We start from the raw sequence: 23311 nt of genomic DNA, 5'->3' as shown, positions 1-23311 counted from the left end.
GCTCGATATGGGTTTTGCGTCAAATACATCCACCACCGCAACGGTTCCGAACGATGTCGCCGGGACGTCGCACAAGCGCACGGGACCGCTGGTCATCGTCACCATCCTGTTTTTCATGTGGGGTCTCCTGACGTCGCTGAACGATGTCCTGATCCCGCACCTGAGGGCGGTCTATACGCTCAGCTATGTGCAAGCGATGCTCGTGCAATTCTGCTTCTTCGGCGCGTACTTCATCGTGTCGCTGCCGGCCGGTATGTTGATCCGGAAAATCGGCTATCAAAGCGGCGCCGTCGCGGGGCTCGTGATCGCCGCGGCCGGATGTGCCTTGTTCTATCCGGCCGCCACGCGCGGTTATGCGCTGTTTCTGTTCGCATTCTTCGTGCTTGCCGCCGGCATCACGACGCTGCAGGTCGCCGCGAATCCCTACGTGACGGCGCTGGGCGATCCACGCACGGCCTCGAGCAGGTTGACGCTGACCCAGGCATTCAATTCGCTGGGAACGACCGTCGCGCCGACGCTTGGCGGCATGCTGATCCTGTCGGGCGCGGGCGCGCTCGACGCCGGCCGGATCCATCTGCTGCCCGCGGCGCAGCAGGCGCTGTATCGGGCCAGGGAGGCCGCCACGGTCCAGGGCCCGTATCTCGCGCTCGCGGGCGCGCTGCTCCTGTTGGCGATCCTGTTCGCGGCGGCGCGCCTGCCCAGGATCGTCCATCACGACGATGCGGCGCCGGCCGGCTTGCGCGCGCTCCTGTCCCATCGCAATCTCGTGCTCGGCGCGATCGCGATCTTCGTTTATGTGGGCGGCGAAGTCAGCATCGGCAGTTTCCTGATCAATTTTCTGGGCGAGAGCACGGTGGCCGGCCTGACGCCCGCCGCGGCGGCGCACTACGTCAGCTACTACTGGGGCGGCGCCATGATCGGGCGTTTCATCGGATTCGCCGTCATGCGCCGCATCAGTCCCGGCAAGACGCTGGCGTTCAACGCCGCGTGCGCGATCGCGTTCATCCTGACGGCAATCTTCAGCCACGGACATGTCGCGATGTGGGCGATCCTTGCCGTCGGCTTGTTCAACTCGATCATGTTCCCGACGATCTTCAGCATGGCACTGCATCGGCTCGGCAACCTGACCGGGCATGCCTCGGGCGTACTGTGCATGGCGATCGTCGGCGGGGCGCTCGTCCCGTTCGCACAGGGTGTCGCGGCCGATAGCATCGGCCTGCACGGGTCGTTCCTGGTTCCGGCCGCGTGCTACACGTTCATCCTCTATTTCGGCATCGTACATGCCGGCATGTACCAGGCAGGCCGGGACTGAAGCCGGATACAAAATCAACACGGAGTATTCATGATTAAAACTATGCGGGCAGGAACCATCGTGCTTTCGCTATTGCTTGCGGTTGGCGTGAACGTGGCCCATGGCGCCGAATCGAAGGACGTCGACCGGCGCGTGGAACGACTGCTGAAACAAATGACGCTCGAGGAGAAAGTCGGCCAACTGACCCAATACTCGGCGGAGTCGAAAGCCACGGGGCCCGTCGCCATCAAGTCCAATGTGCGCGAAGGGATACGCAGCGGCCGGGTCGGTTCGGTGTTCAGCGTCGTCGGCACGAACAGCACGCGCCAGTACCAGGAACTCGCGCTGCAATCGCGCCTGAAGATACCGCTGCTGTTCGGCATGGACGTGATCCACGGGTACAAGACCACGTTTCCGATCCCGCTCGCCGAGGTGGCCAGCTGGGATCTCGACGCGATCCGGCACAGCGCCCGCGTCGCCGCCACCGAAGCGGCGGCAGGCGGCATCCACTGGACCTTCGCGCCGATGGTCGATATCGCGCGCGATCCGCGCTGGGGGCGCGTCATGGAAGGTGCCGGCGAAGACACCTATCTCGCGTCGCGGGTCGCCGCCGCGCGCGTGAAAGGATTCCAGGGCAGGCAGCTGGGCGACGTCGACGCCGTCATGGCGTGCGTCAAGCATTTCGCGGCGTATGGCGCGGCGGTCGGCGGGCGCGACTACAACAGCGTCGACATGAGCGAGCGCATGCTGTGGGAAACCTATCTGCCGCCGTTCAAGGCGGCGCTCGATGCCGGCGCGTCGACGTTCATGACGTCGTTCAATGACCTGAATGGCGTTCCCGCTACGGGCAACAGCCATCTGCTGCGCGATATCCTGAAGGGGAAGTGGGGCTTCACCGGCTTTGTCGTGTCGGACTGGAGGTCCGTCGATGAAATGGTCGACCACGGCTATGCGGCCGACAACAAGGACGCGGCGCGGATCGCGCTGAATGCGGGCGTCGACATGGATATGCAGAGCGGTGCCTACCAGGCCGATCTGGTGCAGCTGGTGCGCGAGAAAAAGGTCAAGCTGGCCGACGTCGACGACGCCGTGCGCCGCGTCCTGCGCAAGAAGTTTGAACTCGGCCTGTTCGACGATCCTTATAGATTCAGCGACCCCGAGCGCGAACGTGCGGCGCTGAATAATCCGGAACACCGCAAAGCGGCCCGCGACATCGCGGCAAAAAGCATCGTGCTGCTGAAAAACGACGGCGCCGTGCTGCCTTTGTCCAAGTCGGTCAGGAAGCTGGCCCTCATCGGTCCGATGGTCAAGCAGGGCGTGGAGAACCACGGCTTCTGGTCCGTCACGGTGCCCGGCGTCGATTATGCACACCAGGCCGTGTCGACGTGGGATGGCGTCGCCGCCAAGCTGGGGAAGGACACGACGCTTCTTTATGCCAAGGGCAGCGACATCGACGGCGAAGACCGTTCGGGTTTTGCCGAAGCCGTCCGGGTCGCGGGCGAGGCCGACGCGGTGGTGATCGGCGTCGGCGAACGCTGGGACATGAGCGGCGAATCCCGGAGCCGGGCCAATCCGACCCTGCCGGGCGTGCAGGAGGATCTGATCAAGGCCATCGTCGCGACCGGCAAACCGGTGGTGGTCATGATCAACGCCGGCCGCCCGCTCGTGTTCGACTGGGTGGCCGACCACGCACCCGCAATCCTGTACACGTGGTGGCTGGGCAGCGAAGCGGGCAACGCGGTGGCCGACGTGTTGTTCGGCGACGTGAACCCGGGCGCAAAGCTGCCGATGACCTTCCCGCGCAGCGTGGGCCAGATCCCGATCTACTACAACCATTTCAATACCGGCCGGCCGGCACCGACGCCGACGACGACGGAATGGGTGTCCGGCTACATCGACCTGGTGAATTTGCCGCGTTTCCCGTTCGGCTTCGGCTTGAGCTATACGACGTTCGGTTACGGCGATCTGAAACTGGACCGCGACACGCTGCATGGCAACGACAAACTGAAGGTCAGCATGCAGCTTACCAATACCGGCAAGGTGGCGGGCCAGGAGGTCGTTCAGCTATACCTTCACGATCGCGTTGCCTCCGTGGTGCGGCCGGTGAAGGAACTCAAGGGATTTCAAAAGGTGGCGCTGGCGCCGGGCGAAACGCGGACCGTGGAATTCACGATCGACAAGGAAAGCCTGTCCTTCTTCAATGCGGCGTTGCGCTGGGATGCCGAGCCCGGCGAATTCGACCTGATGATCGGTGCATCGTCGGACGATATTCGGCTGCGATCCACGTTCAAGTACGTTCGCTAGCAGGACGCCGGCCTGTTTTCGTTTCCGCAGGGCGCTAGGAATTACTCAAGCAATTCCGCTTGACGTAAAATCCCCAACAGCCCTGCGCCGCACTGCCCGGGCGTTTGCGACAGTGCGGCGGTTGGCCGAATCCAGCGAAATGAGGTTTGCCATCTCCTTGCCGAAGTTCCTGCTCGTGTTGTCGCTCGTGCTTGCCGCCTGCCTGATGGCGGGCCGGGGCCGGGCCGTATCCGACGTGACGGTGATTCGTTTTTGGACCATGGGCCGCGAGGGCGAGGTCATCAAGGACTTCGTCGACGAATTCGAGCGCACCCATCAAGGCATACGGATCGACATCCAGCAACTGCCGTGGGCATCGGCACATGAAAAGCTGATGACGGCTTTCGCTGGCGACGCCAGTCCCGATATTTGCCAGCTGGGCAATACCTGGATACCGGAATTCGTCGCCCTCGGCGCGCTGGAATCGCTCGACGACCGGGCTGCGGCATCGAGCGCCATTTCAAAGGAAGATTATTTTCCCGGGATATGGGACTCGAATCGCGTGGACAACCGTTTGTATGGCATCCCGTGGTATGTCGATACGCGGCTGATCTTCTATCGCAAGGACATCCTGGCCGCGGCGGGGTACGCCGCGCCGCCCAGGGACTGGGACGAGTGGAAGCGAGCCATGGCCGCCGTCAAAACGGCGGTCGGCCAGGACAATTTTGCCGTGCTGTTGCCCACGGACGAATTCGAGCCATTGCTTGCACTCGCGCTTCAACAGGATGAACCGCTGCTGCGTGCCAACGGACGTTGGGGTAACTTCCGCAGCGCCGGTTTTCGGCGCGCACTGCAGTTCTACAACGACGCCTTCCAGCGCAATTGGGCGCCGCGGCTGGCCACCGGCCAGGTGTCCAACGTGTGGAATGAGTTCGGCCGCGGCTATTATTCCTTTTATATTTCCGGTCCGTGGAACATCGGCGAATTCAAGCGTCGCCTGCCTCCCGGTCTGCAAGACCGCTGGATGACGGCCGCGTTACCCGGGCCGAACGGCCCAGGGGCGTCGATCGCCGGCGGCGCCAGTTTCGCGATCTTCCGCAGCTCCAGGCACAAGGATATTGCCTGGCAACTCGTGGAATTCCTCTCGCGCGTCGATATACAGCGCCGCCTGTTCCATGCCATCGGCGACCTGCCGCCGCGCCGCAGCGCCTGGGATGATCCGACGCTCGCGGGCGACATCTACGCGCGCGCGTTCCGCGACCAGCTGGAGCGTGTGAAGTCGCCCCCGAAAGTGGCGGAATGGGCGCGCATTGCCACCGAAATGCGCCTGGTGGCCGAAGTCATGGTGCATGGCGGCCTGACCGTGGACGAGGCGGCACGGGAACTTGACGCGCGCGTCGACCGGATCCTGGAAAAGCGGCGCTGGATGCTCGATCACGGGCACATGCCATGAGAATGGAACGTGCGGCATGGTGCTTCGTCGCGCCGGCCTTGATCGCCATTGCGGTGTTCTTCCTGCTGCCGGCACTGGCGGCGCTCGCCATCAGCTTGACGGATTTCGATCTCTATGCGCTCGCCAGCCTCAAGAACCTGCGCTTTGTCGGACTGCGCAACTACGTCGACCTGCTGCAGACGCCGCTGTTCTGGAAAGCGCTCGGCAACACGTTGTATTTCGTGGTCGTCGGCGTGCCTTTGTCGATCGCGACATCGCTGGCCGCCGCCATGCTGCTGCATTCGAAGGTCGCACGCTTCAAATCCTTTTTTCGCACGGCGCTCTTCGCGCCCGTCGTCACATCGCTCGTTGCGGTCGTGGTGATCTGGCGTTACCTGTTCCATGCGCGCTACGGGTACATCGATTATGTTCTCGGCGCACTCGGGATGCCGAAGGTCGACTGGCTCGGCGATCCGCACTGGGCGATGTTCGCGATTATCGTGTTCAGCGTCTGGAAGAACTTTGGCTACAACATGATCATTTTCATCGCCGGCCTGCAAAGCATTTCCGGGGACCTGTACGCCGCCGCAAAACTCGACGGTGCCGGCAATTGGGCGCGGTTCCGCTACATCACGCTGCCGATGCTCGGCCCGACCATTGTGATGGTGAGTATCCTGACCACGGTCGGCTACTTTCAAGTGTTTGCCGAGCCCTACGTCATGACGGAAGGTGGACCCATGCAAAGCACGGTGACCGTGCTGTATTTCATGTACGAGCAGGGCTTCAAGTGGTGGAACATCGGATCCGCATCGGCGATCGCGTTCATGCTGTTCCTGCTGATGTTTTCGATCACGCTGCTGCAGCTGAAATTCACGCGGTTTGGAGAAGAACAATGAAACCAGCCGCCGCGTGGGGGCTCAAGGCCGGACTGATAAACGCGCTACTGCTCTGTGGCGCGGCATTGACCCTCTTTCCGCTGGCCTGGATGCTGTCGGTGTCCTTCATGGCGCCCGGCGAGGCGAGCACCTTCCCGCCGCCGCTCTTGCCCGCGCACCCGACATTGGGGAATTACCGCGAGCTGTTCGATCACCACGATATCGGACGCTACCTGCTCAATAGCGTGCTGCTGGCGACTGCGGCGACGCTGCTTTCGCTCACGTTCAACGTCGCCGCGGGTTATGCATTCGCCAAGTTGCGATTCTCCGGGCGCGATCGTATCTTCAGGCTGATGCTCGGCGTACTCGTGATTCCGGGGCAGGTCACCATGTTGCCCCTTTTTCTCATGTTGAAGAGTGTCGGCCTCGTCAACACGTATCTCGGCGTGCTGATTCCTTCGATGGCCGGCATCTTCGGCATTTTCCTCGTGCGCCAGTACGCGCTCGGGATTCCCGATGTGCTGCTGGAAGCCGCGCGCATCGACGGTGCCAGCGAATTCCGCATCTTTCGCTCGATCGTCCTCCCCCTGCTGGCGCCCATTCTCGTCACGCTCGCGATCTTCAGCTTCCTCGCCAGCTGGAACGACTTCATGTGGCCATTGATCGTGTTGGCCGGGAACGAACACTACACGCTTCCGGTGGCATTGGCGTCCCTCGCACGCGAGCACGGCCATGATAACGAAATGATGATGGCCGGTTCGGTTCTGACCGTCATTCCGGTGCTGTTGCTGTTCCTCGGGCTTCAACGCTATTACCTCCAGGGGCTGTTGATCGGAAGCGTGAAGGGGTGACAGGCGCGGCGGCTTGTCCGGATGAGCGGCGACCGACAGTCTCCAAGCCTTGGTACAATAAAATTACTATGAACAAGATCGCCATTTCCCTGGTCCTCGGCGTGACATTGTCCGCCGCGCTGTCCGCCTGCGGCAGCAAGACCTCCGCCAACGACAAGAATTTCACCGTCACCGTCACCCAGTACTTCGACAAGAAGGGCGACATGTGCCTGGACCCCGTGACCTGGCCGGTCGACGTGTACGAAACCGACCTGCGCCAGCAGAAGCTGTACCCGGACGGCGTCGCCGGCCAGATGGCGGCGCTGGAAGCGGCGGGCCTGGCCAGGGGCGAGGACATGGAATTGCCCGGCACCTTTGTCGACGGCAAGCCGAACGGATTGAAGGTGAAGGTCAGGCGCTACACGATGACCGACGCCGCGAAGCCCTACCTGCGCGCGGACGCGAAGAAGCAGCCGCGCCTGTGCTGGGGCCGCAAGTCGCTGGACAAGGTGGTGCGCTGGGCCGACCCGGCCAAGGTGGGCGACCACGAGGAATCCAGCGTGATCTACACGTACACGCTGTCGAACGTGGCCGCGTGGGCCAGGAAGCCGCAGGTCAAGGAGGCGTTCCCCGTCCTCGGACGGACCGTCGACGGCGAGCGCACGCAGAAGGAAAAGCTGTACGTCAAGCTCACGCCGCAGGGGTGGGAAGCGCTCGGCCTGAACGACTGACGTTCACGCCCGCCGCGCCGTCACCTGCAAGGCCGCTTGCTCCCGTCGGCCAGCGCATCCGCCTGCGTCCGGGTCAGCACCTCGGGCATGGGCTCGTCGACCGGCTTGGGCGGCGGCTCGTCGGGACAGGCCGGCACGGCGTGCGGCAGCGACGCCGCCAGCGCGAACAACTGGCCGCGCAGCGGGACGCGCGCGCCGTTGGCATCGATCCAGAGCTGGTAACCGCGCCGGCCCTCGAACCACGACAGCAGCGAGACGGCCGTGCCGGTGTTGTCTTCCAGGACCACCAGCCTGGCCGGCAAACCGTTGATGCGCTCCGGTTCGTCCCTGGGATTGCGCCAGCTTCGGCTGCCGTCGGCCGACATATCGTGTTCGAACAAGGTGACCCGGTGCCCGTCCGGCATGCGGAAGCCGCGGTACAGGCGCGAGGGCACGTCGCCAACGGATTCGGCCCGGCCGCCGAGGCTCTCGAACCGCGCGAAGGGCGTGTGCGTCAGATCGACCGGCGTGAACGCCAGCTTGCGGGTGCTTGCCGCGAGCGACTTGAACGAAATATCGAAACGTGCCAGGTCGCCCGGGCAGACACGCTCGAAACCGTTCCTGCGCGTGTCTGCCTCATGCGTCGCCCAGGTGCGCGACCGCTCGACGCTGCACTGGTGCTCGACCAGTCCGGTGCGCACGAGCGAGCCGCAGGCGCCGACGAAGACGATGCCGGCGCCGGCGAGCAGCCAGCGTCTGGCGCGCGAGGGCGAGGGCGCGCCCGCGGGGAGATTCTTCCACAGGCGCTTGCCGATCGTCCTGCACACCCAGGCCAGCGCCAGGGGCAGCAACGCCATCGCGGCGGTCACGCCCAGCGCGCCCACCAGCGGGGCATGCATCCAGACGACGACGCCCCAAAGATAGACGCAGGCCCCAGCCAACGTCAGGACATTGACGACGTGCCCGGCCAGCCAAAGCAGGAAGCCGATCGCTTTCTTCATCGATTACAGGCCGCACAGCGGCCGGCTGTCCATGCCCGGAAAGCACTTCATCGCGTCTTGCAGCGATGCGCAACCGGCCAGTCCCGGGCAAAGGGCAACGCGCGCGGCGCATGACAATATCGGGCGACGCATGAACGGCTCAGGCGCGCTGCCGCAGCGCGCGCTCGATCTTCTGGTCGGTCTTGTACTGGCTGAGCGAATACACGGCCCAGATCGCGGCCGGCAGCCAGCCGATCACGGTGAGCTGCAGGATCAGGCAAATGAGTCCGGCGACCGGACGGCCGATCGTGAAAAAGGTCAGCCAGGGCAGGACCAGGGCAATAATGAGGCGCATGCGTTTTCTCCTTGAGTCGAGCGCCCAGCATAGCAATTTCATCGTCCCGAAAGCTCACGCATTCCCACCCGTTCAAGCAAACATTCCCGGCTTGTTCCACAATGCGTCTGTCACCGATTTCCGCAACGGACACCATGCTCACCGAACGTATCGACTTCCCCGGCCCGCACGGCAGGATCTCCGCCAAGCTGGACGCCCCGGCCGGCACCCCGCGCGCCTACGGCATCTTTGCCCACTGCTTCACCTGCAGCAAGGACGTATTGGCCGCCACCCACATCGCGCGCGGGCTGGCGGCGCTCGGCGTGGCCGTGCTGCGCTTCGACTTCGCCGGCCTCGGGTCCAGCCATGGCGATTTCGCCGACACCAATTTTTCATCCAACGTCGAGGACCTCGTCACGGCCGCCGATTACCTGCGCGAGCGATTCGCGGCCCCCAGGCTCCTGATCGGCCACAGCCTGGGCGGCGCGGCCGTGCTGGCGGCGGCGCGGCGCGTGCCGGAAGCGCGGGCCGTCGTGACGATCGCCGCGCCCAGCGATCCGCACTACGTCGTGAACAAGCTGCTGTCCGAGCACCTCGACACGATCGCCCGGCAGGGCGAGGCGCGCGTGAAGCTGGCGGGGCGCGATTTCAACATCCGCCAGCAGTTCGTCGAGGACGCCGGCCGGCACGACCTGCACGAGAAAATCGCGACCCTCGGGCGCGCGCTGCTCGTGATGCAGGCGCCGCAGGACGACACCGTCAGCATGGACAACGCCACCCGCATCTTCGAACTGGCGCAACATCCGAAAAGCTTCGTGTCGCTGGACGGCATGGACCATTTGATCTCGCGGCGCGAGGACGCGGCGTACGTCGCCGGCGTCATCTCGGCCTGGAGCGTGCGCTACCTCGCATCGGAGGCGCCGCATGCATGACTTCGAACGGCGGCGCGACCGCTTCGACTTCTTCGACCGCATGGAAAGCCCCGCGGTCAACCTGTGCTTCACGCTCGACGTGCCGGATTTCCGGCCCTGGTGCAAGGCGCAGGCGCTGGCGCCCTTTCACGTGATGCTGTGCGCCGTGCTGCGCGCCGTGCTCAAGGTCGAGAACTTCCGCTACCGCGTCGTGGACGGTGAGGTGATCCGCATCGACCGCCTCGTGCCGTCGTTCACCGTGATGAACCAGCACGGCGATCTGAACTTCGCCCAGTTCGACTGGACCGACGACGTGCGCGAATTCGTCGCGCGCGGCCAGGCGGCGCGGGAAGCGGCGTCGAACATGGCGGAACTGAATATCAAATACCGCACGATGTCGCCGCGCGAGGCGAAGGACCAGGTGTTCGTCACCTGCATGCCGTGGCTCGACTTCACCTCGATCCAGCATCCGATGGCGTCACTGGCCACGCCGGACATTCCGTCGCTGGCCTGGGGCCGTTTCCGGGACGGTCCGGACGGCCTGCAACTGCCGTTTTCCGTGCAGGCGCATCACGGCTTCGTCGACGGCTGGCACATCCACCTGCTGGGGCGCCAGGTGGCCGCCGAGCTGGCGGAGATCATCCGCTGAGCATGACCGCGTCATCCCCGCGCAGGCGGGGATGACGGTTCAAAGTCACGCCCGCCTCAATCGCCGCCTCAATCGCTGCCGCAACTGCTGCCGCAGCTGCAGCCGCCGTCGCCCGCGCCGCCGTCGCCGCACGTGTCGCCTGCGCCGCCATCGCCGCCCGCGTCGCCGTCGGCAAACGCCATGCCGCCACAGGAACTGTCATCCGTCGCCAGCGCGCGCCGGCGTTCATGCGCGGCGAGGATCTGCGGCGCGACCAGACCGTGTGCCACGAGGGCCGCCAGCCCCAGTTCCGGATGCGGCATGGCGCGCCACATGCCGCGGCCACGTTCGTTCAGGCGCGCGTAGCGGATCTCGCCGGCGCGGTTCCAGTAGCCGTGCCCGCCCGGCATGCGCAGGTCGGCGTCCAGCGCGAACAGTGCCGGGATGCGCATGGCGCCCGGATTGACGCCGTCACGCGCGCAGCAGGCCGCGAACGTGTGCAGCAGGGCGTTCGATGCGAGGCCGGCGCGTTCGACGTGGGGTATCGCGCTGCCGAAATGGCGCCGGCAGAAGCGTTCCAGCCCGATCGGATTCTGGCGCAGCCACGCGTGCCACACCGAATCCGCCGCGTTCGAAGGGAGGGCGCAGGACCGGCCGCTGTGCCGCACCGTGTCGAAGAACCGCAGCAAGCCTTCCGTCGCGCGGGTGAAAAAAAAGGCATCCGTCCGGATGCCTTCATATTCGCGCGGCGCGTGGTGGCGCCAGAAACTCTCCAACTCCGCCGGCAGGTCCGCCAGCGCGGCCTGCCAGGGAGAAGCGCGCCGCAGCCGTGCGGCGCGCAGTTCGTTCAGCCATCCCATATCGCCTCCTTGTTGTGCTTTGCCGGCACGTTCAGCTTAGGAGGTTTTCATGACAGTTCGATGACTTGCGTCTATAACTTACTTCAGCGCCGCGAAGATCGTCTCCAGGCGGTCCCGCGTGCCCGGGATGCGTTCCAGGCGCGGGTAGCGCAGGCCGCCGCGGTAGTCGAGCGCGATCGTGCGCAGCACGTTGCCCTTCCTGACCAGCAGGCGGATCGGCTTGTCCTCCTTCGCGTCCTTCGCGTCCTTGATCGCGGCCTTCAGCAGCTCCGGCTTGTACACGCGGTCGTTGACGGCCATGACGGTCGTGCTGGCGGCGAGGCCGGCGCGGAAACCGATGCCGTCCCACACGACGTTGCGGACCGCGCCATCCTGGGCGACCGTGAAGCCGAGCGAATACGTCAGGTCCAGCGATTTATTCCGGTCGTCGTAGCCCTTGATGTAGTCCGTCGGCGTGTCCGTGTAGACGAGCTTCCAGCCGGCGCGCGCGAGGCCGTCCAGCGGGGCGCCCGGGCCGTGGCCGTCCAGCTTCGCGCGCAGGAAAGCGGCCCAGTCGTACGGCTGGATCTTGTTCAGGGTGGCGACGACGTCGTCGAACGTGTAGAACGCGGGCAGGTGGCTGCCGTTGTTCACGCCGTAGAAGGCGCGTGCGAAATCGTCCAGCGAACGGCGCTCGCCGGACAGTTCGCGGATGCGCGTGTCGATGTCCAGCCAGATCAGCATGCCCTCGACATAGTAATCCTCGCTGCGCTGCCAGTTCGGCCAGCCGAGCGGGCGGCGCGCGTTGAGGATCGGGTCGTAGACGGTGTCCTGCACGGCGCGCCACGCGCGGCCCGCGACGCTGTCGTAGCGCGCGGCCATCGCGGCCAGCGCGTCGCGCGCGCCGGTTGCCGAGACGAGGCCGGAACGCGCGGCCAGCACATTGCCCCAGTACTGGGTCTGGCCTTCGTACACCCACAGCAGCTCGTTGTCCATCGGGGTGTTGAAGTTGGGGACGTCCTGGCCGGCCGGACGGCGGAACTTGCCGTTCCACGAGTGCGTGTATTCGTGCGGCAGCAGGTCGCGTCCGGACTCGCCCTTGGCCCAGTCGGTGAAATAGCCCGGCTTGACGCCGTTCTCGCTGGACTGGTGGTGCTCGCGGCCGATGCCGCCGAATTCGTCGGACAGCGCGAACAGGAAGTCGTAGTGGTCGTAGTGATACGAACCATACAGTTTATACGCTTGTTGCACGAGCGCGCGGTGCGCGGCGATCTGCTCGGGTTTCGCTTCCAGGCTTTCCGGATGGTCGGCGAAGACGTTCAGCGTCACGCGCACCTTGCCGTCCGGGTCGAGGTCGAAGCGCTTGCTGTAGCGGCCCGCGAACAGCGGGGAGTCCATCAGCGTCTCCAGGTCGCTCGTCTTGAAATGGACCTCGTCGCCGGCGCGGTTGTCGGTCTCCAGCGCGGTGGCGTACTGCCAGCCCGCCGGCAGCTTGAGGTTGGCCTGCACGTCGATGCCGCGCGCCACATATCCGGCCGGGTACAGCGTGGTCGAGATCCACTGCACGCCGAGGATATCGTCCGTCATCGTGATGCGGCCCTGGCCGCCGTCCAGCGGCGACAGGTACTGGTATTCCGCTTCCAGGGTCGTCGCGCCTTCGGGCACGACCAGGTGGAACGCGTACACCTGCACCGGATCGCGCGCCCATTCGACCGGTTTGCCGTTCGCCGTGAATTTCAGGCCCGCCAGCTGGGTGATCGGGCCGTTCGGGCCGTGGTTCGCGGGAATCCACTGCGGATACAGCAGGGTGAGGGGGCCGGGCTTCACCGGGATCGTCATGTGCATGCGGAAGATCTGCTGCGAGAGATCGGTCGCATCGACGTTCAGCACGATGGTGCCGGGGTAGGGCTGGGCGACGGGGGCGGGAACCCCGGCATGCGCCGGGAAGGCCAGCGCCAGCGCGAGCGCGGCGGCCGAGACGGTGGAAGCGAACTTGGAAGCGGTCATTGGCTGAAACCCAGGGAATGGATACAAACGGCCGAGTGTAGCACCGCGCGCCAGGGCGGAATTCCGGCGGGCAGCGATCCAAACAAAATTTTAGAAGTGATCATAAAAAAGATATTTTGTACGGCTTGAAAACGGAGCAGGGGGCCATTAGATTGGTTCCAACGGATGCTCACGATGAGGTCCGTCAACTTATCGCTTGTACTTTTTAGAGGATATCGAATCATGCGTACTTTTGACCTGTCTCCCCTGTATCGTTCCGCCATCGGCTTCGACCGCCTGGTGAACCTGCTCGAACAACGCGCCGAAACCGCGCCGAGCTACCCGCCGTACAACATCGAACTGGTCTCCGAGGACAAATACCGCATCGTGATGGCGCTCGCCGGTTTCACCCGCAACGAGATCGAGATCACCTCCGAACGCGACACCCTGCTCGTGACCGGCCGCAAACAGAAGGACGACGTGCAGCGCACCTTCCTGCACCGCGGCATCGCCCAGCGCGATTTCGAACAGCGCTTCCAGCTGGCCAACCACGTGAAGGTCGTCAGCGCCGGCTTCGACAACGGCATCCTCACCATCGAACTGGTGCGCGAAGTGCCCGAAGCATTCAAGCCGCGCAAGATCGCGATCGCCGATGCCAACGGCAATACCGACAACGTGCAGGTGCTGGAGCAACCGGGCCAGCAGCAGCAGCACGCCGCGTAATCGCGTAATCGCGTGACCGCTTGACACAAAGGCGCTTCGGCGCCTTTGTCGTTTACCGGTCATGCGTGCGCGCACCGGTCACGCTGCCGTCACATCCGCTCTTTATAGTCGGGCACGTCCTCCACACCGTTCCGAGCCCGCCACCCTCATGCGACATACCGACCATCCGGACCTGGTGCAACGCGTGCGCCGCGACATCGCCGACAGCTACGACGAGGAACTCGAGCTGGAACTGGACGACCGCGACCTCGATCCGGACACGCTGCTGCCGGCCCACGCGCAGACCGACGCGGAGCGGGAAGCGCGCATGCATTACTTCCGCGAGCTGTTCCGCCTGCAGGCCGAACTGGTCAAGCTGCAGGACTGGGTCGTGCACACGGGGCACAAGATCGTGATCCTGTTCGAAGGCCGCGACGCGGCCGGCAAGGGCGGCGCCATCAAGCGCATCGTCCAGCGCCTCAATCCGCGCGTGTGCCGCGTGGCCGCGCTGCCCGCGCCGAACGACCGCGAACGCACGCAGTGGTACTTCCAGCGCTACGTGTCGCAGCTGCCGGCGGCCGGCGAGATCGTCCTGTTCGACCGCAGCTGGTACAACCGCGCCGGCGTCGAGCGCGTGATGGGGTTCTGCACGGACGCCGAGTACGAGGAATTCTTCCAGACCGTGCCCGAATTCGAGCGCATGCTGGCGCGCTCGGGCATTCAGCTGATCAAGTACTGGTTCTCGATCTCGGACGAGGAACAGAACGCGCGCTTCCTCAGCCGCATCCACGATCCGCTCAAGCAGTGGAAGCTGAGCCCCATGGACCTGGAATCGCGCCGCCGCTGGGAAGAGTACACGAAGGCGAAAGAAATCATGCTGGAGCGCACCCACATCCCGGAAGCGCAATGGTGGGTCGTGCAGGGCATCGACAAGAAGCGGGCGCGCCTGAACTGCATCCACCACCTGCTGCGGCAGATCCCGTACGAGGAGGTCGACCGGCCTTCGATCCAGCTGCCCGAACGCGAGTACCACGACGACTACGTGCGGCGTCCCGTGCCGCAAACGATCATCGTCCCCGACGTGTATTGATCCCTCGCTCCCGTTGACTTCGCGAACACAGCTGCTATAGTTGGCGCGGCCAGGTTGGCAACGTTTCCAATTCGAGGAGATGCCGCATGCCGCAACCGTTCGACCGCCGTCGTATCCTGTCCATGCCGTGGGCCGCCGCCTTCGTTGCTCTCGCTGCGCTGGCGCCGGGCGCCGCCGCCGCGCAGGTGCAGGCCTGGATCACCACCGGCGACCAGTCACGATTACTCGCGCGCGCCGCCGATGCGCGCATGGAGGCGAACAACGCCGCCGACCCCGGCGCCGCCACGATCACCGTCGATCCGGCCACGCGCTATCAAGAAATCGCCGGCTTCGGCGCGGCCATCACGGATGCGTCGGCGTACCTGATCCAGCACATGGACCCGCCCCGGCGCGACGCGCTGCTGCGCCGCCTGTTCGGCCGCGAGGGCGAGGGCATCGGCCTGTCGTTCACGCGCCTGACGATCGGCGCCTCCGACTTTTCGCGCACCCACTACAGCTTCGACGATATGCCGCCGGGGCAGTCCGACCCGCGGCTCGCGCACTTCTCGCTCGCGCCGCAGCGGGACACCGTGCTGCCGACCGTGAAGGCGGCGCTGGCCATCAATCCGCACTTGAAGGTAATGGCGTCGCCCTGGAGCGCGCCGGGCTGGATGAAGACGAGCGACAGCCTCGTGAAGGGCACGCTGAAGCCGGAAGCGTTCGACGCCTACGCGCGCTACCTGGACCGCTACCTCGCGGAGATGCAGGCCGCGGGCGTGACCGTGTCGGCGCTCACCCTGCAGAACGAACCGCACTTCGAGCCGGACGACTATCCCGGCATGCGCGTCGATCCGTTCAAGCGCGCCGCGTTCATCGGCGGCCACCTCGGGCCGCTGCTGGCGAAGTCGCATCCGGGCACCGCCATCTTCGACTGGGACCACAACTGGGACGAGCCGGAGTCGCCGGCCATCGTGCTGTCCGATCCGACGGCGGCGCGGTACGTGAGCGGCATCGCGTGGCACTGCTACGGCGGCGACGTGCGCGCGCAGGGCCGGCTGCACGGCCTGTTCCCGGCCAAGGACACCTGGTTCACCGAATGCTCGGGCGGGCGCTGGTCGCCGGACTGGGCGAAGAACCTGCAGTATTTCGCGAAGGCGCTCGTCATCGACACGACGCGCAACTGGGCGCGCGGCGTCCTGTTCTGGAACCTGGCGCTGGATGCGCACGACGGCCCGCACCTGGGCGGCTGCGCGAACTGCCGCGGCGTCGTGACCATCGATGCGGCCACCGGCGCCGTCACGCGCAACGTCGAGTACTACGCGCTGGCCCACGCCAGCCGCTTCGTGCTGCCGGGCGCGCGCCGCATCGCCTCGAGCGGCGACGACAACGTGGCGTTCGCCAACCCGGACGGCTCGTTCGCGCTGCTGGTGGCGAACGGCGCCGCGCAGCCGCGCGCGCTCGCGGTACGCGTGGGCACGCAGGGCTTCCGCTACACGCTGCCGGCCGCCAGCGTGGCGACGTTCACCTGGCGCGCCGCGCCCTGACGCGCGTTGCGCGCGCACGCCACGTCTTGACCTCGGATTTTAATCGCGACAATCATGCGGCTTGGTTTGGCAACGTTTCTGACTCCCGCACCATCACAACGATGCTGGAGACATGAAGCAAGGCTCAGTGCTTCACGGTCGACCACCGCCGCGGCGGCCGGCTGGCGGCACGCGCGCTGCTCGATCACGCGCACCGCGAGATCGCCGTCATCGCCGGTCCGATGACGGTCGCCGACAACGTCGACCGCATCGACGGCTTCATGGCCGAACTGGCCGACGCCGCCATCGACACGGGCGCCGTCTTGATCACGGAGCGCGACTTTTCGTCGGCCCCGGGGACGCGCCGCCGCGGCCTATTCGGCGCCGCGCCTCGCCTCCGTGCACATCCCCTGGCGCGAGATGACGAAGAACGGCATCGCCGAACTCCTCAACCTGTGCTACGGCTTCAGCCGCCCCGTCACGCGCACCTTCGCGGTCAGCGTGAGCCTGCGTGCCTCGGTGGCCAAGCGCCGGCGCACAACCTCCCGGGCGTCCGCGCGGCCTGCCGATTTTTAAGGAAGGTCTAAGACTGCTGCGCCAATATACTCCCTACGAAAAGCGCAGTCTTCAAACCACTTTCCAATCCGGGAGCACGTCAATGCCTAACCAAGGTACCGTTACTGCCATCACCGCAAAACGTCTCACGCTGGCCCTGTGTGCGGCCGGTGTCATTGGCGGAGCGGTAGGTGCGATCGCAGTCGAACACAAGGACGCCACCGCCGCCGCGGCCGTCGCAACCGTGCCGGCGTCGCCGGCCCCTGTCGCCGCCACCGCGGCGCCGGTGGCGGGCAATCCGGCCGGCGTGGCCTTGCCCGACTTTACCCAGATCGTCTCGCACAACGGCCCGGCCGTCGTGAACATCCGCGTCGTCGGTACGACCAAGGTGTCGCAACGCCAGATGCCGCAGTTCGACGAGGACGATCCGTTCTTCGAATTCTTTCGCCGCTTCCAGCCGCAGCAACCGCGCGGCGGCGGACGCGGGGAACTCGTTTACGGCGCCGGATCGGGCTTCATCGTCAGCCCGGACGGCGTCATCCTGACCAATGCGCACGTGGTGCGCGACGCCGACGAAGTCACGGTCAAGCTGCAGGACCGCCGCGAATACCGCGCGAAAGTCCTCGGCTCCGATCCGAAGACCGACGTCGCCGTGCTGAAGATCGATGCGAAAAACCTGCCCGTCGTCCCGCTCGGGAACACGCGCAACCTGCAGGTCGGCGAATGGGTGCTGGCGATCGGTTCGCCGTACGGCCTGGAGTCGACCGTGACGGCCGGCGTGGTGAGCGCCAAGGGCCGCAACATCGACCAGAACGGCGTGCAGTTCATCCAGACCGACGTCGCCGTCAACCCGGGCAACTCGGGCGGTCCGCTGTTCAACACGCGCGGCGAGGTGGTCGGCATCAACTCGCAGATCTACAGCCAGACGGGCGGCTACCAGGGCCTGTCGTTCGCGATCCCGATCGACGTCGCCGTGCGCATCAAGGACCAGATCGTCGCCACCGGCAAGGTGCAGCACGCCAAGCTGGGCGTGGGCCTGCAGGACGTCAGCCAGGGCTTCGCCGATGCGTTCAAGCTGCAGTCGCCGGACGGCGCGCTCGTGTCGAACGTCGAGCGCGGCAGCGCGGCCGACAAGGCCGGCCTCAAGGCGGGCGACGTGATCCGCAAGGTCAACGGCCAGCCGCTCATCACGGGCGGCGACCTGTCGGCCATCGTGTCGGTGGCCAAGCCGGGCGACAAGCTGGCGCTGGACGTCTGGCGCGACGGTAAAATCGTGCAGCTGAACGCCACGCTGGCCAACGCCAAGGACAAGCCGGATCCGGCCAGCCGCGACAACCTCGCCGGCATCGACAACGGCGCCAAGCTGGGGCTGTCCCTGCGTCCGCTGGACCCGTCCGAGCGCAACCAGTCCGGCATCGCGGCCGGCCTGCTGGTCGAGGATGCGGCCGGCGCGGCGGCGGTGGCCGGCGTGCAGCCGGGCGACGTCGTGCTGGCCGTGAACGGCAAGCCGGTGAGCTCGGTGGGCCAGGTGCGCGACGTCGTCAGGAAGTCCGCGAAGTCGGTGGCCTTGCTGGTTCAGCGCGGAGATGACAAAATCTTCATCCCCGTGCCGATCGGCTGACCGGAACGTCGCCAAACCTGCTGCGCGTTGCAGGTTTGGTCTGCGATGCTCGCTGTACTCCTCGTACAGCTGCGCTTCTCGACCAAACCTGCGGCCGCTCGCGACGGTTTTGCGAGGTTCCTTACATTGACGTTTGAAATCGGCAGGGTTTCTGAGAATCGGGGGATTGGATGCGGCTGCTGCTGGTGGAAGACGATACGATGATCGGCGAAGTGGTGCTCGACCTGCTCAGGGCCGAGCACTACGCCGTCGACTGGGTCAAGGACGGCGAGATGGCCGACACGGCCCTGATGCAGAACCAGAACTACGACCTCGTCGTGCTCGACCTGGGCCTGCCCCGCAAGGACGGGCTCGAGGTCCTGCGCGCGATGCGTGCGCGCAAGGACCGCACGCCGGTGCTGGTCGCGACGGCGCGCGACGCCGTCTCGCAGCGCATCGCCGGGCTCGATGCCGGCGCGGACGACTATGTCCTCAAACCCTACGATCTCGACGAACTGCTGGCGCGCATCCGCGCGTTGCTGCGGCGCGCCGCCGGGCGTGCCGAACCCGTGTTCGAGTACAAGAACATCACCATCAATCCCGCCACGCGCGAAGTGCTGGTCGACGGCCAGCCGGTCGTGCTGTCGGCGCGCGAATGGGCCGTGCTGGAAGCGCTCGTCGCGCGGCCCGGCGCCGTGCTGTCGCGCGCCCAGCTCGAGGAAAAGTTGTACAGCTGGCGCGACGAAGTGTCCAGCAATGCCGTCGAGGTCTATATCCACGGCCTGCGCAAGAAGCTGGGCAGCGACTTGATCCAGAACGTGCGCGGCGTGGGTTATATGGTCCCCAAGGTGTGAGGGTCCCATGAAAGTGAGGGTCACGCATTCCCTGCGCGGGCGGCTGCTGTGGTTCCTGCTGGCGGCGATCACCATCGCGGCCGTCGCGCAGGCGTCGATCGCCTACCGCACCGCCCTCAACGACGCCGATCAGATCTTCGACTACCACATGCAGCAGATGGCATTGTCGCTGCGTTCGCGCGTGCCGCTGACGAGCGCCGAGGACGCGAACGCCGATGCGCCCATCAGCGGCAACGACGATCTCGTCGTGCAGGTGTGGTCGCCGGACGGCGTGCGCGTGTTCCGCAGCGCCTCGCACGCGCACCTGCCGCAGCGCGCCGTGCTGGGCTTTTCCAACGTGCGCGCGAACGGCACGACGTACCGCATCTTCTCGATCCAGACCGACAACCAGACCGTGCAGGTCGCGCAGGACCTGGCCGTGCGGCGCAGCATGGCGAGCAACCTCGCGCTGCGCACGCTGGGGCCGATCGCCGTCATGATGCCGATCCTGATGCTCGTCGTGTGGTGGGTCGTCAGCGGTTCGCTGGAACCCGTCGCGCGCGTGCGCAAGCAGGTGGCGTCGCGCCAGGCGGACGATCTGTCGCCCGTGTCGGAAGCGGGCCTGCCGGACGAGGTGCGTCCGCTCGTGCAGGAACTGAACCTGCTGTTCGGCCGCGTGCGCACGGCATTCGACGCCCAGCAGCATTTCGTGGCCGACGCCGCGCACGAGCTGCGCACGCCGCTCGCCGCGCTGAAGCTGCAGGTGCAGAGCCTGGAGCGGTCCGACAGCCCGGACGCGAAGCGCGTCGCCGTCGGCCGCCTGACGGCCGGCATCGAACGGGCCACGCGCCTGGTCGAACAGCTGCTCGTGCTGGCGCGCCAGGAGGCGAGCGTCGCGCCGCGCCAGCGGATCGATATCGCGGCCGCGGCCAAGCGTGCCGTCGCCGACATGGCGGGCGTCGCGCAGGCCAAGGGCATCGACCTGGGCCTGCCGCGCGCGGACGCCGCCGAGGTCGAAGGGCAGCCGGACGCGCTGATGATCCTGCTGCGCAACCTGGTCGACAACGCGATCAAGTACACGCCGCACGGCGGCACGGTCGACGTGTCGGTGGTGGCGGAATCGCACGGCGTGCGCGTGACCGTGGAAGACAGCGGGCCCGGCATCCCGCCGGCGGAACGCGAGCGCGTGTTCGACCGTTTCTATCGCGTGCCGGGCAGCGACGCGGCGGGCAGCGGGCTCGGTCTCGCCATCATCAAGTCGATCGCGGAGCGGCATGGGGCGACGCTGGCGCTCGGGGAATCGAAGCGCTTGGGCGGGTTGGAAGCGACCGTCACGTTTCCGGCGTAACGCTTGCGATATGTTGGCGTCACGCGTGGGCACAGGGTGCCCACCCTACGACGTTGCGTCACGCGTGGGCACAGGGTGCCCACCCTACGGCGTTGTGCTACGTAGGGTGGGCTCCCCGAGCCCACGCGGACGCCGGCAGGACGCGACCGTCACTTGCCGGCACCCCGCGCCCACCATGCGGTCAGAACTTGTGCGACAGACGCGCGAAGTACGCCGCGCCGTTCAGGCCGAACTGCACGCTTTCATACTTGAAGCCGTTGTCCGTCTCGTCCGGATTCTGCTGGGTCGGATGCACGTTGAAGATGTTCGTGCCGCCGACGGTCAGCTTGGTCTTGTCGCTGAACGCCCACGTGAACGCGAGGTCGGCCGACGTCTTCGACTTGTAGTACTGGTTCGGCACCGGCGGGCCATCGAACGTGCCCAGCGTCTGCGGGCCGTAGTGGATGATGCGGAAATCCGATTCCAGCTGGCCGAGCGTGTAGTCGAAGTCCAGCGTGGCCTTGCGGCGCGGGCCGCCCTGTTCGATGAACAGGCGCTCGCGGTCGGACAGCAGCACGTCCTCGTAGCCGGCCAGCACGGCCGGGGCGTGCACGCCCGTCACTTCGGTCTTGCTGAAGTTCATGGCGAGGTAGGTGTTCAACTTGCCGCCGCCCACGGTCGTGCGGTGCGACGCGGTCAGGTCCAGGCCCTGCGTGCGCGTGTCGACGGAGTTCACGAAGAACTGCGCCTGGCCCACGCCCAGCGCTTGCAGGGTGGCGCCCAGGGCCGGGTAGTTGTCGGCGTCGAAGCGGCCCGACAGCACGATGCGGTTGTCGATCTGGATGTGGTACAGGTCGGCCGTGACGGAGACGGCCTTCGTCGGCGTCCACGTCGCGCCCAGCGTGTAGCTCTTCGATTTCTCTTCATGCAGCTTCGGGATGCCGGCCGCGTTGGCGACCTTGCCGCCGTTCGGCGCGAGCACGACGTCCATCGGCACGCCGGCGACGAAGTCGGTGAACGTGGACGAGAAGTAGACCTGCTGCAGCGACGGCGCGCGGAAGCCGGTGCTGGCCGAGGCGCGCAGCAGCAGGTCGTCCGTGGCCTTGAAGGCGCCGGCCAGCTTGCCGGTCGTCGTCGAGCCGAAGTCGGAGTATTTCTCGTGGCGCAGCGCGGCCTGCAGCTTGGTGCGCGGAGCGATGTCCGCCTCGAAGTCGAGGTAGGCGGCCGAGCTGTGGCGGTCGCGCGAGGTGGCGTCGCCCGGCTGGAAGCCCGGGAAGCCCTGGCTGCCGGCATTGCCGCCGAAGCCCAGGCCGTCGACGTCGTTGTACGAACCCGGCTCGCCGGCGAAGATCTGGTAGTTCTCCTTGCGGTATTCGAAGCCGAATGCGGCGTTCAGGCCGCCGAGGATGTCGTCGTAGAAGCGGCTGAAGTCCGCGTTGGAGGTCAGCTGGCGGAACGAGAAGCCGCCGGCGTCGAACTGCGACGGGCTCACGCCCTTGCCGCCGTTGATCAGGTCCAGGTTCGCGATCGACGCGTTGAGCGTGTGCGCAATGTTGTAGCGCATGCGGTTGTAGCCATAGGTCTGCGAGAAATCGCTGGCCCATTCGCCGATGCGGGTGCGGTAGCCGACGATGCCGTAGCGGTCGTCGATGTCGCCGTTGATGAACGGGACGAAGCCGTCCGGGTACATGGCGGCCGAGTTGCGCGACGGGATGTCGTCCGAACCGACGCCGCCGCGCGCCCACGCGGCCGACGAGGCGTCGCGGGTCTGGGCGCCGGCCGTCAGGTACAGCTTGCCCGGGCCGACGGGGAATTCGCCGTTCACATAGACGGTCTCGTTCTTCGACTTGGTATCGCCGATGATGCGCAGGCTGCCCGGGTCGGAGCGGTTGGAGCGGCCGCGGTCGTAGTATTCGCCCGTGATGCCCAGCACGCCGCCGCCGAGGGCGACGCCGCAGTACGCGGACGCCAGCCAGTTCTTGCCGTCGTGCCTGGAGTATTCGCCGAAGCCGGTCACGGCCTCGCAACCGAGGTCCTTGCGCAGCTCGACGTCGATGACGCCGGCGATGGCATCCGAGCCGTATTGTGCGGCGGCGCCGTCGCGCAGCACCTGCACGTCCTTGATGGCCAGCACGGGGATCGCGTTCATGTCGGTGCCCGTGTTGCCGCGGTTGCGCGCGCCGAACAGGTTCACGAGGGCCGTCGTGTGGCGGCGCTTGCCGTTCACGAGCACGAGGGTCTGGTCGGAACCGAGGCCGCGCAGGGCGGCCGAGTCGATCAGGTCGGCGCCGTCGGCGCCCGTCTGGCGCGTCGAGTTGAACGACGGCGAGATGTTGGCCAGGGTCTGGGCCAGGTCGAACTGGCCGCTTTGCTCGGCGGCCTTGGTCAGCGGGATGTAGTCGACGGGAACCGGGGTATCGGTGGACGACGTGTTGCCCACGCGGCGCGAGCCGACGATGGTGACGCTCTGGACGTCGGTGCCGGCGGTGGCCTGTGCATTTTGTGCGAAGGCGGCCGGCGCGAAAGCCAGGGCCGCGCTGCCGTACAAGCCGAGCAGGATGGACTGGCGGATCGGGGTAAGTTTCAAGGGGTATGCTCCGAGG

21 protein-coding genes are annotated in these 23311 nt (G+C 66.2%); 15 read left to right on the top strand and 6 right to left on the bottom strand.

Annotated elements, in window-relative coordinates; genetic code table 11:
• The first annotated feature begins 7 nt into the window (after positions 1-7).
• The 6 genes from ACEN9Q_RS18745 (at position 8) to ACEN9Q_RS18720 (ending at position 7442) form a co-directional block, all read left to right on the top strand.
• The gene (locus ACEN9Q_RS18745) at positions 8-1312 is read left to right on the top strand and encodes a sugar MFS transporter (protein ID WP_056443171.1); all 1305 of its coding nucleotides are present in this window, start codon (positions 8-10) and stop codon (positions 1310-1312) included.
• Between the two features lie 60 nt (positions 1313-1372).
• Positions 1373-3595: a beta-glucosidase BglX gene (bglX, locus tag ACEN9Q_RS18740; protein WP_495625612.1), complete on the top strand. Its 2223-nt coding sequence runs from the start codon at positions 1373-1375 to the stop codon at positions 3593-3595.
• Positions 3596-3734: 139 nt separating this feature from the next.
• On the top strand, positions 3735-5027 hold the full coding sequence (locus tag ACEN9Q_RS18735; protein ID WP_495625611.1) for a sugar ABC transporter substrate-binding protein: 1293 nt from the start codon (positions 3735-3737) through the stop codon (positions 5025-5027).
• Between the two features lie 2 nt (positions 5028-5029).
• The gene (locus ACEN9Q_RS18730; protein ID WP_229412728.1) at positions 5030-5902 is read left to right on the top strand and encodes a carbohydrate ABC transporter permease; all 873 of its coding nucleotides are present in this window, start codon (positions 5030-5032) and stop codon (positions 5900-5902) included.
• Positions 5899-6732, top strand: a complete 834-nt coding sequence (locus ACEN9Q_RS18725) for a carbohydrate ABC transporter permease (RefSeq protein ID WP_056443160.1) — start codon at positions 5899-5901, stop codon at positions 6730-6732. Before ACEN9Q_RS18730 ends, ACEN9Q_RS18725 begins: the two co-directional genes overlap by 4 nt.
• A gap of 68 nt (positions 6733-6800) precedes the next feature.
• Complete coding sequence (locus ACEN9Q_RS18720; RefSeq protein ID WP_056443156.1) at positions 6801-7442, top strand: hypothetical protein; 642 nt, start codon at positions 6801-6803, stop codon at positions 7440-7442.
• 20 nt (positions 7443-7462) lie between these two features.
• Here the strand turns inward: ACEN9Q_RS18720 and ACEN9Q_RS18715 are convergent, their stop codons facing one another.
• Together ACEN9Q_RS18715 and ACEN9Q_RS18710 are read right to left on the bottom strand one after the other, a co-directional pair.
• The gene (locus tag ACEN9Q_RS18715; protein ID WP_495625610.1) at positions 7463-8422 is read right to left on the bottom strand and encodes a hypothetical protein; all 960 of its coding nucleotides are present in this window, start codon (positions 8420-8422) and stop codon (positions 7463-7465) included.
• A gap of 139 nt (positions 8423-8561) precedes the next feature.
• A complete protein-coding gene (locus ACEN9Q_RS18710; protein ID WP_495625609.1) occupies positions 8562-8756 on the bottom strand; it encodes a YqaE/Pmp3 family membrane protein in 195 nt (64 codons plus the stop codon).
• 134 nt (positions 8757-8890) lie between these two features.
• Here ACEN9Q_RS18710 and ACEN9Q_RS18705 point away from each other — a divergent pair, with 134 nt between their 5' ends.
• Both ACEN9Q_RS18705 and ACEN9Q_RS18700 read left to right on the top strand, forming a co-directional pair.
• On the top strand, positions 8891-9667 hold the full coding sequence (locus tag ACEN9Q_RS18705; RefSeq protein WP_056443148.1) for an alpha/beta hydrolase family protein: 777 nt from the start codon (positions 8891-8893) through the stop codon (positions 9665-9667).
• Positions 9660-10295, top strand: a complete 636-nt coding sequence (locus ACEN9Q_RS18700) for a CatA-like O-acetyltransferase (RefSeq protein WP_495625608.1) — start codon at positions 9660-9662, stop codon at positions 10293-10295. The genes ACEN9Q_RS18705 and ACEN9Q_RS18700 overlap by 8 nt, the downstream gene beginning before the upstream one ends.
• Before the next feature lie 68 nt (positions 10296-10363).
• Here the strand turns inward: ACEN9Q_RS18700 and ACEN9Q_RS18695 are convergent, their stop codons facing one another.
• Together ACEN9Q_RS18695 and ACEN9Q_RS18690 are read right to left on the bottom strand one after the other, a co-directional pair.
• Positions 10364-11134 carry a UCP032817 domain-containing protein gene (locus ACEN9Q_RS18695; RefSeq protein ID WP_495625607.1) on the bottom strand — a complete coding sequence of 257 codons (771 nt, stop codon included), beginning with the start codon at positions 11132-11134 and terminating at the stop codon, positions 10364-10366.
• Between the two features lie 78 nt (positions 11135-11212).
• Entirely contained in the window at positions 11213-13120 is a 1908-nt protein-coding gene (locus tag ACEN9Q_RS18690; RefSeq protein ID WP_495625606.1) for a M61 family metallopeptidase, read from the bottom strand.
• Positions 13121-13342: 222 nt separating this feature from the next.
• Between ACEN9Q_RS18690 and ACEN9Q_RS18685 the strand changes: the two genes are divergently transcribed.
• The 3 genes from ACEN9Q_RS18685 (at position 13343) to ACEN9Q_RS18675 (ending at position 16414) form a co-directional block, all read left to right on the top strand.
• The gene (locus ACEN9Q_RS18685; RefSeq protein WP_495625605.1) at positions 13343-13822 is read left to right on the top strand and encodes an Hsp20 family protein; all 480 of its coding nucleotides are present in this window, start codon (positions 13343-13345) and stop codon (positions 13820-13822) included.
• A gap of 148 nt (positions 13823-13970) precedes the next feature.
• Complete coding sequence (ppk2, locus tag ACEN9Q_RS18680; RefSeq protein ID WP_495625604.1) at positions 13971-14891, top strand: polyphosphate kinase 2; 921 nt, start codon at positions 13971-13973, stop codon at positions 14889-14891.
• Between the two features lie 86 nt (positions 14892-14977).
• The gene (locus ACEN9Q_RS18675; RefSeq protein ID WP_495625603.1) at positions 14978-16414 is read left to right on the top strand and encodes a glycoside hydrolase family 30 protein; all 1437 of its coding nucleotides are present in this window, start codon (positions 14978-14980) and stop codon (positions 16412-16414) included.
• A gap of 184 nt (positions 16415-16598) precedes the next feature.
• On the opposite strand, the gene ACEN9Q_RS18670 is transcribed toward ACEN9Q_RS18675, so the two are convergent.
• The gene (locus ACEN9Q_RS18670) at positions 16599-16724 is read right to left on the bottom strand and encodes a hypothetical protein (RefSeq protein ID WP_495625602.1); all 126 of its coding nucleotides are present in this window, start codon (positions 16722-16724) and stop codon (positions 16599-16601) included.
• Between the two features lie 89 nt (positions 16725-16813).
• On the opposite strand from ACEN9Q_RS18670, the gene ACEN9Q_RS18665 reads away from it, so the two are divergent.
• The 4 genes from ACEN9Q_RS18665 (at position 16814) to ACEN9Q_RS18650 (ending at position 20729) form a co-directional block, all read left to right on the top strand.
• Entirely contained in the window at positions 16814-16969 is a 156-nt protein-coding gene (locus ACEN9Q_RS18665; protein WP_495625601.1) for a hypothetical protein, read from the top strand.
• An 82-nt stretch (positions 16970-17051) separates the two neighbouring features.
• Positions 17052-18569 (top strand): Do family serine endopeptidase, encoded by a 1518-nt coding sequence (locus tag ACEN9Q_RS18660; protein ID WP_056443120.1) that lies wholly within the window; start codon positions 17052-17054, stop codon positions 18567-18569.
• 170 nt (positions 18570-18739) lie between these two features.
• Positions 18740-19402, top strand: coding sequence for a response regulator (locus ACEN9Q_RS18655; protein WP_056443118.1), 663 nt, complete (start codon positions 18740-18742; stop codon positions 19400-19402).
• Positions 19403-19409: 7 nt separating this feature from the next.
• A complete protein-coding gene (locus tag ACEN9Q_RS18650; RefSeq protein WP_056443115.1) occupies positions 19410-20729 on the top strand; it encodes an ATP-binding protein in 1320 nt (439 codons plus the stop codon).
• A gap of 181 nt (positions 20730-20910) precedes the next feature.
• Here the strand turns inward: ACEN9Q_RS18650 and ACEN9Q_RS18645 are convergent, their stop codons facing one another.
• On the bottom strand, positions 20911-23295 hold the full coding sequence (locus ACEN9Q_RS18645; RefSeq protein ID WP_495625600.1) for a TonB-dependent receptor plug domain-containing protein: 2385 nt from the start codon (positions 23293-23295) through the stop codon (positions 20911-20913).
• Between the last annotated feature and the right edge of the window lie 16 nt (positions 23296-23311).

Source organism: Massilia sp. Masssp93 (assembly GCF_059491295.1).
Note: the sequence above shows the minus strand (reverse complement) of the source record. Positions and strands in the feature narration are given on the sequence as shown.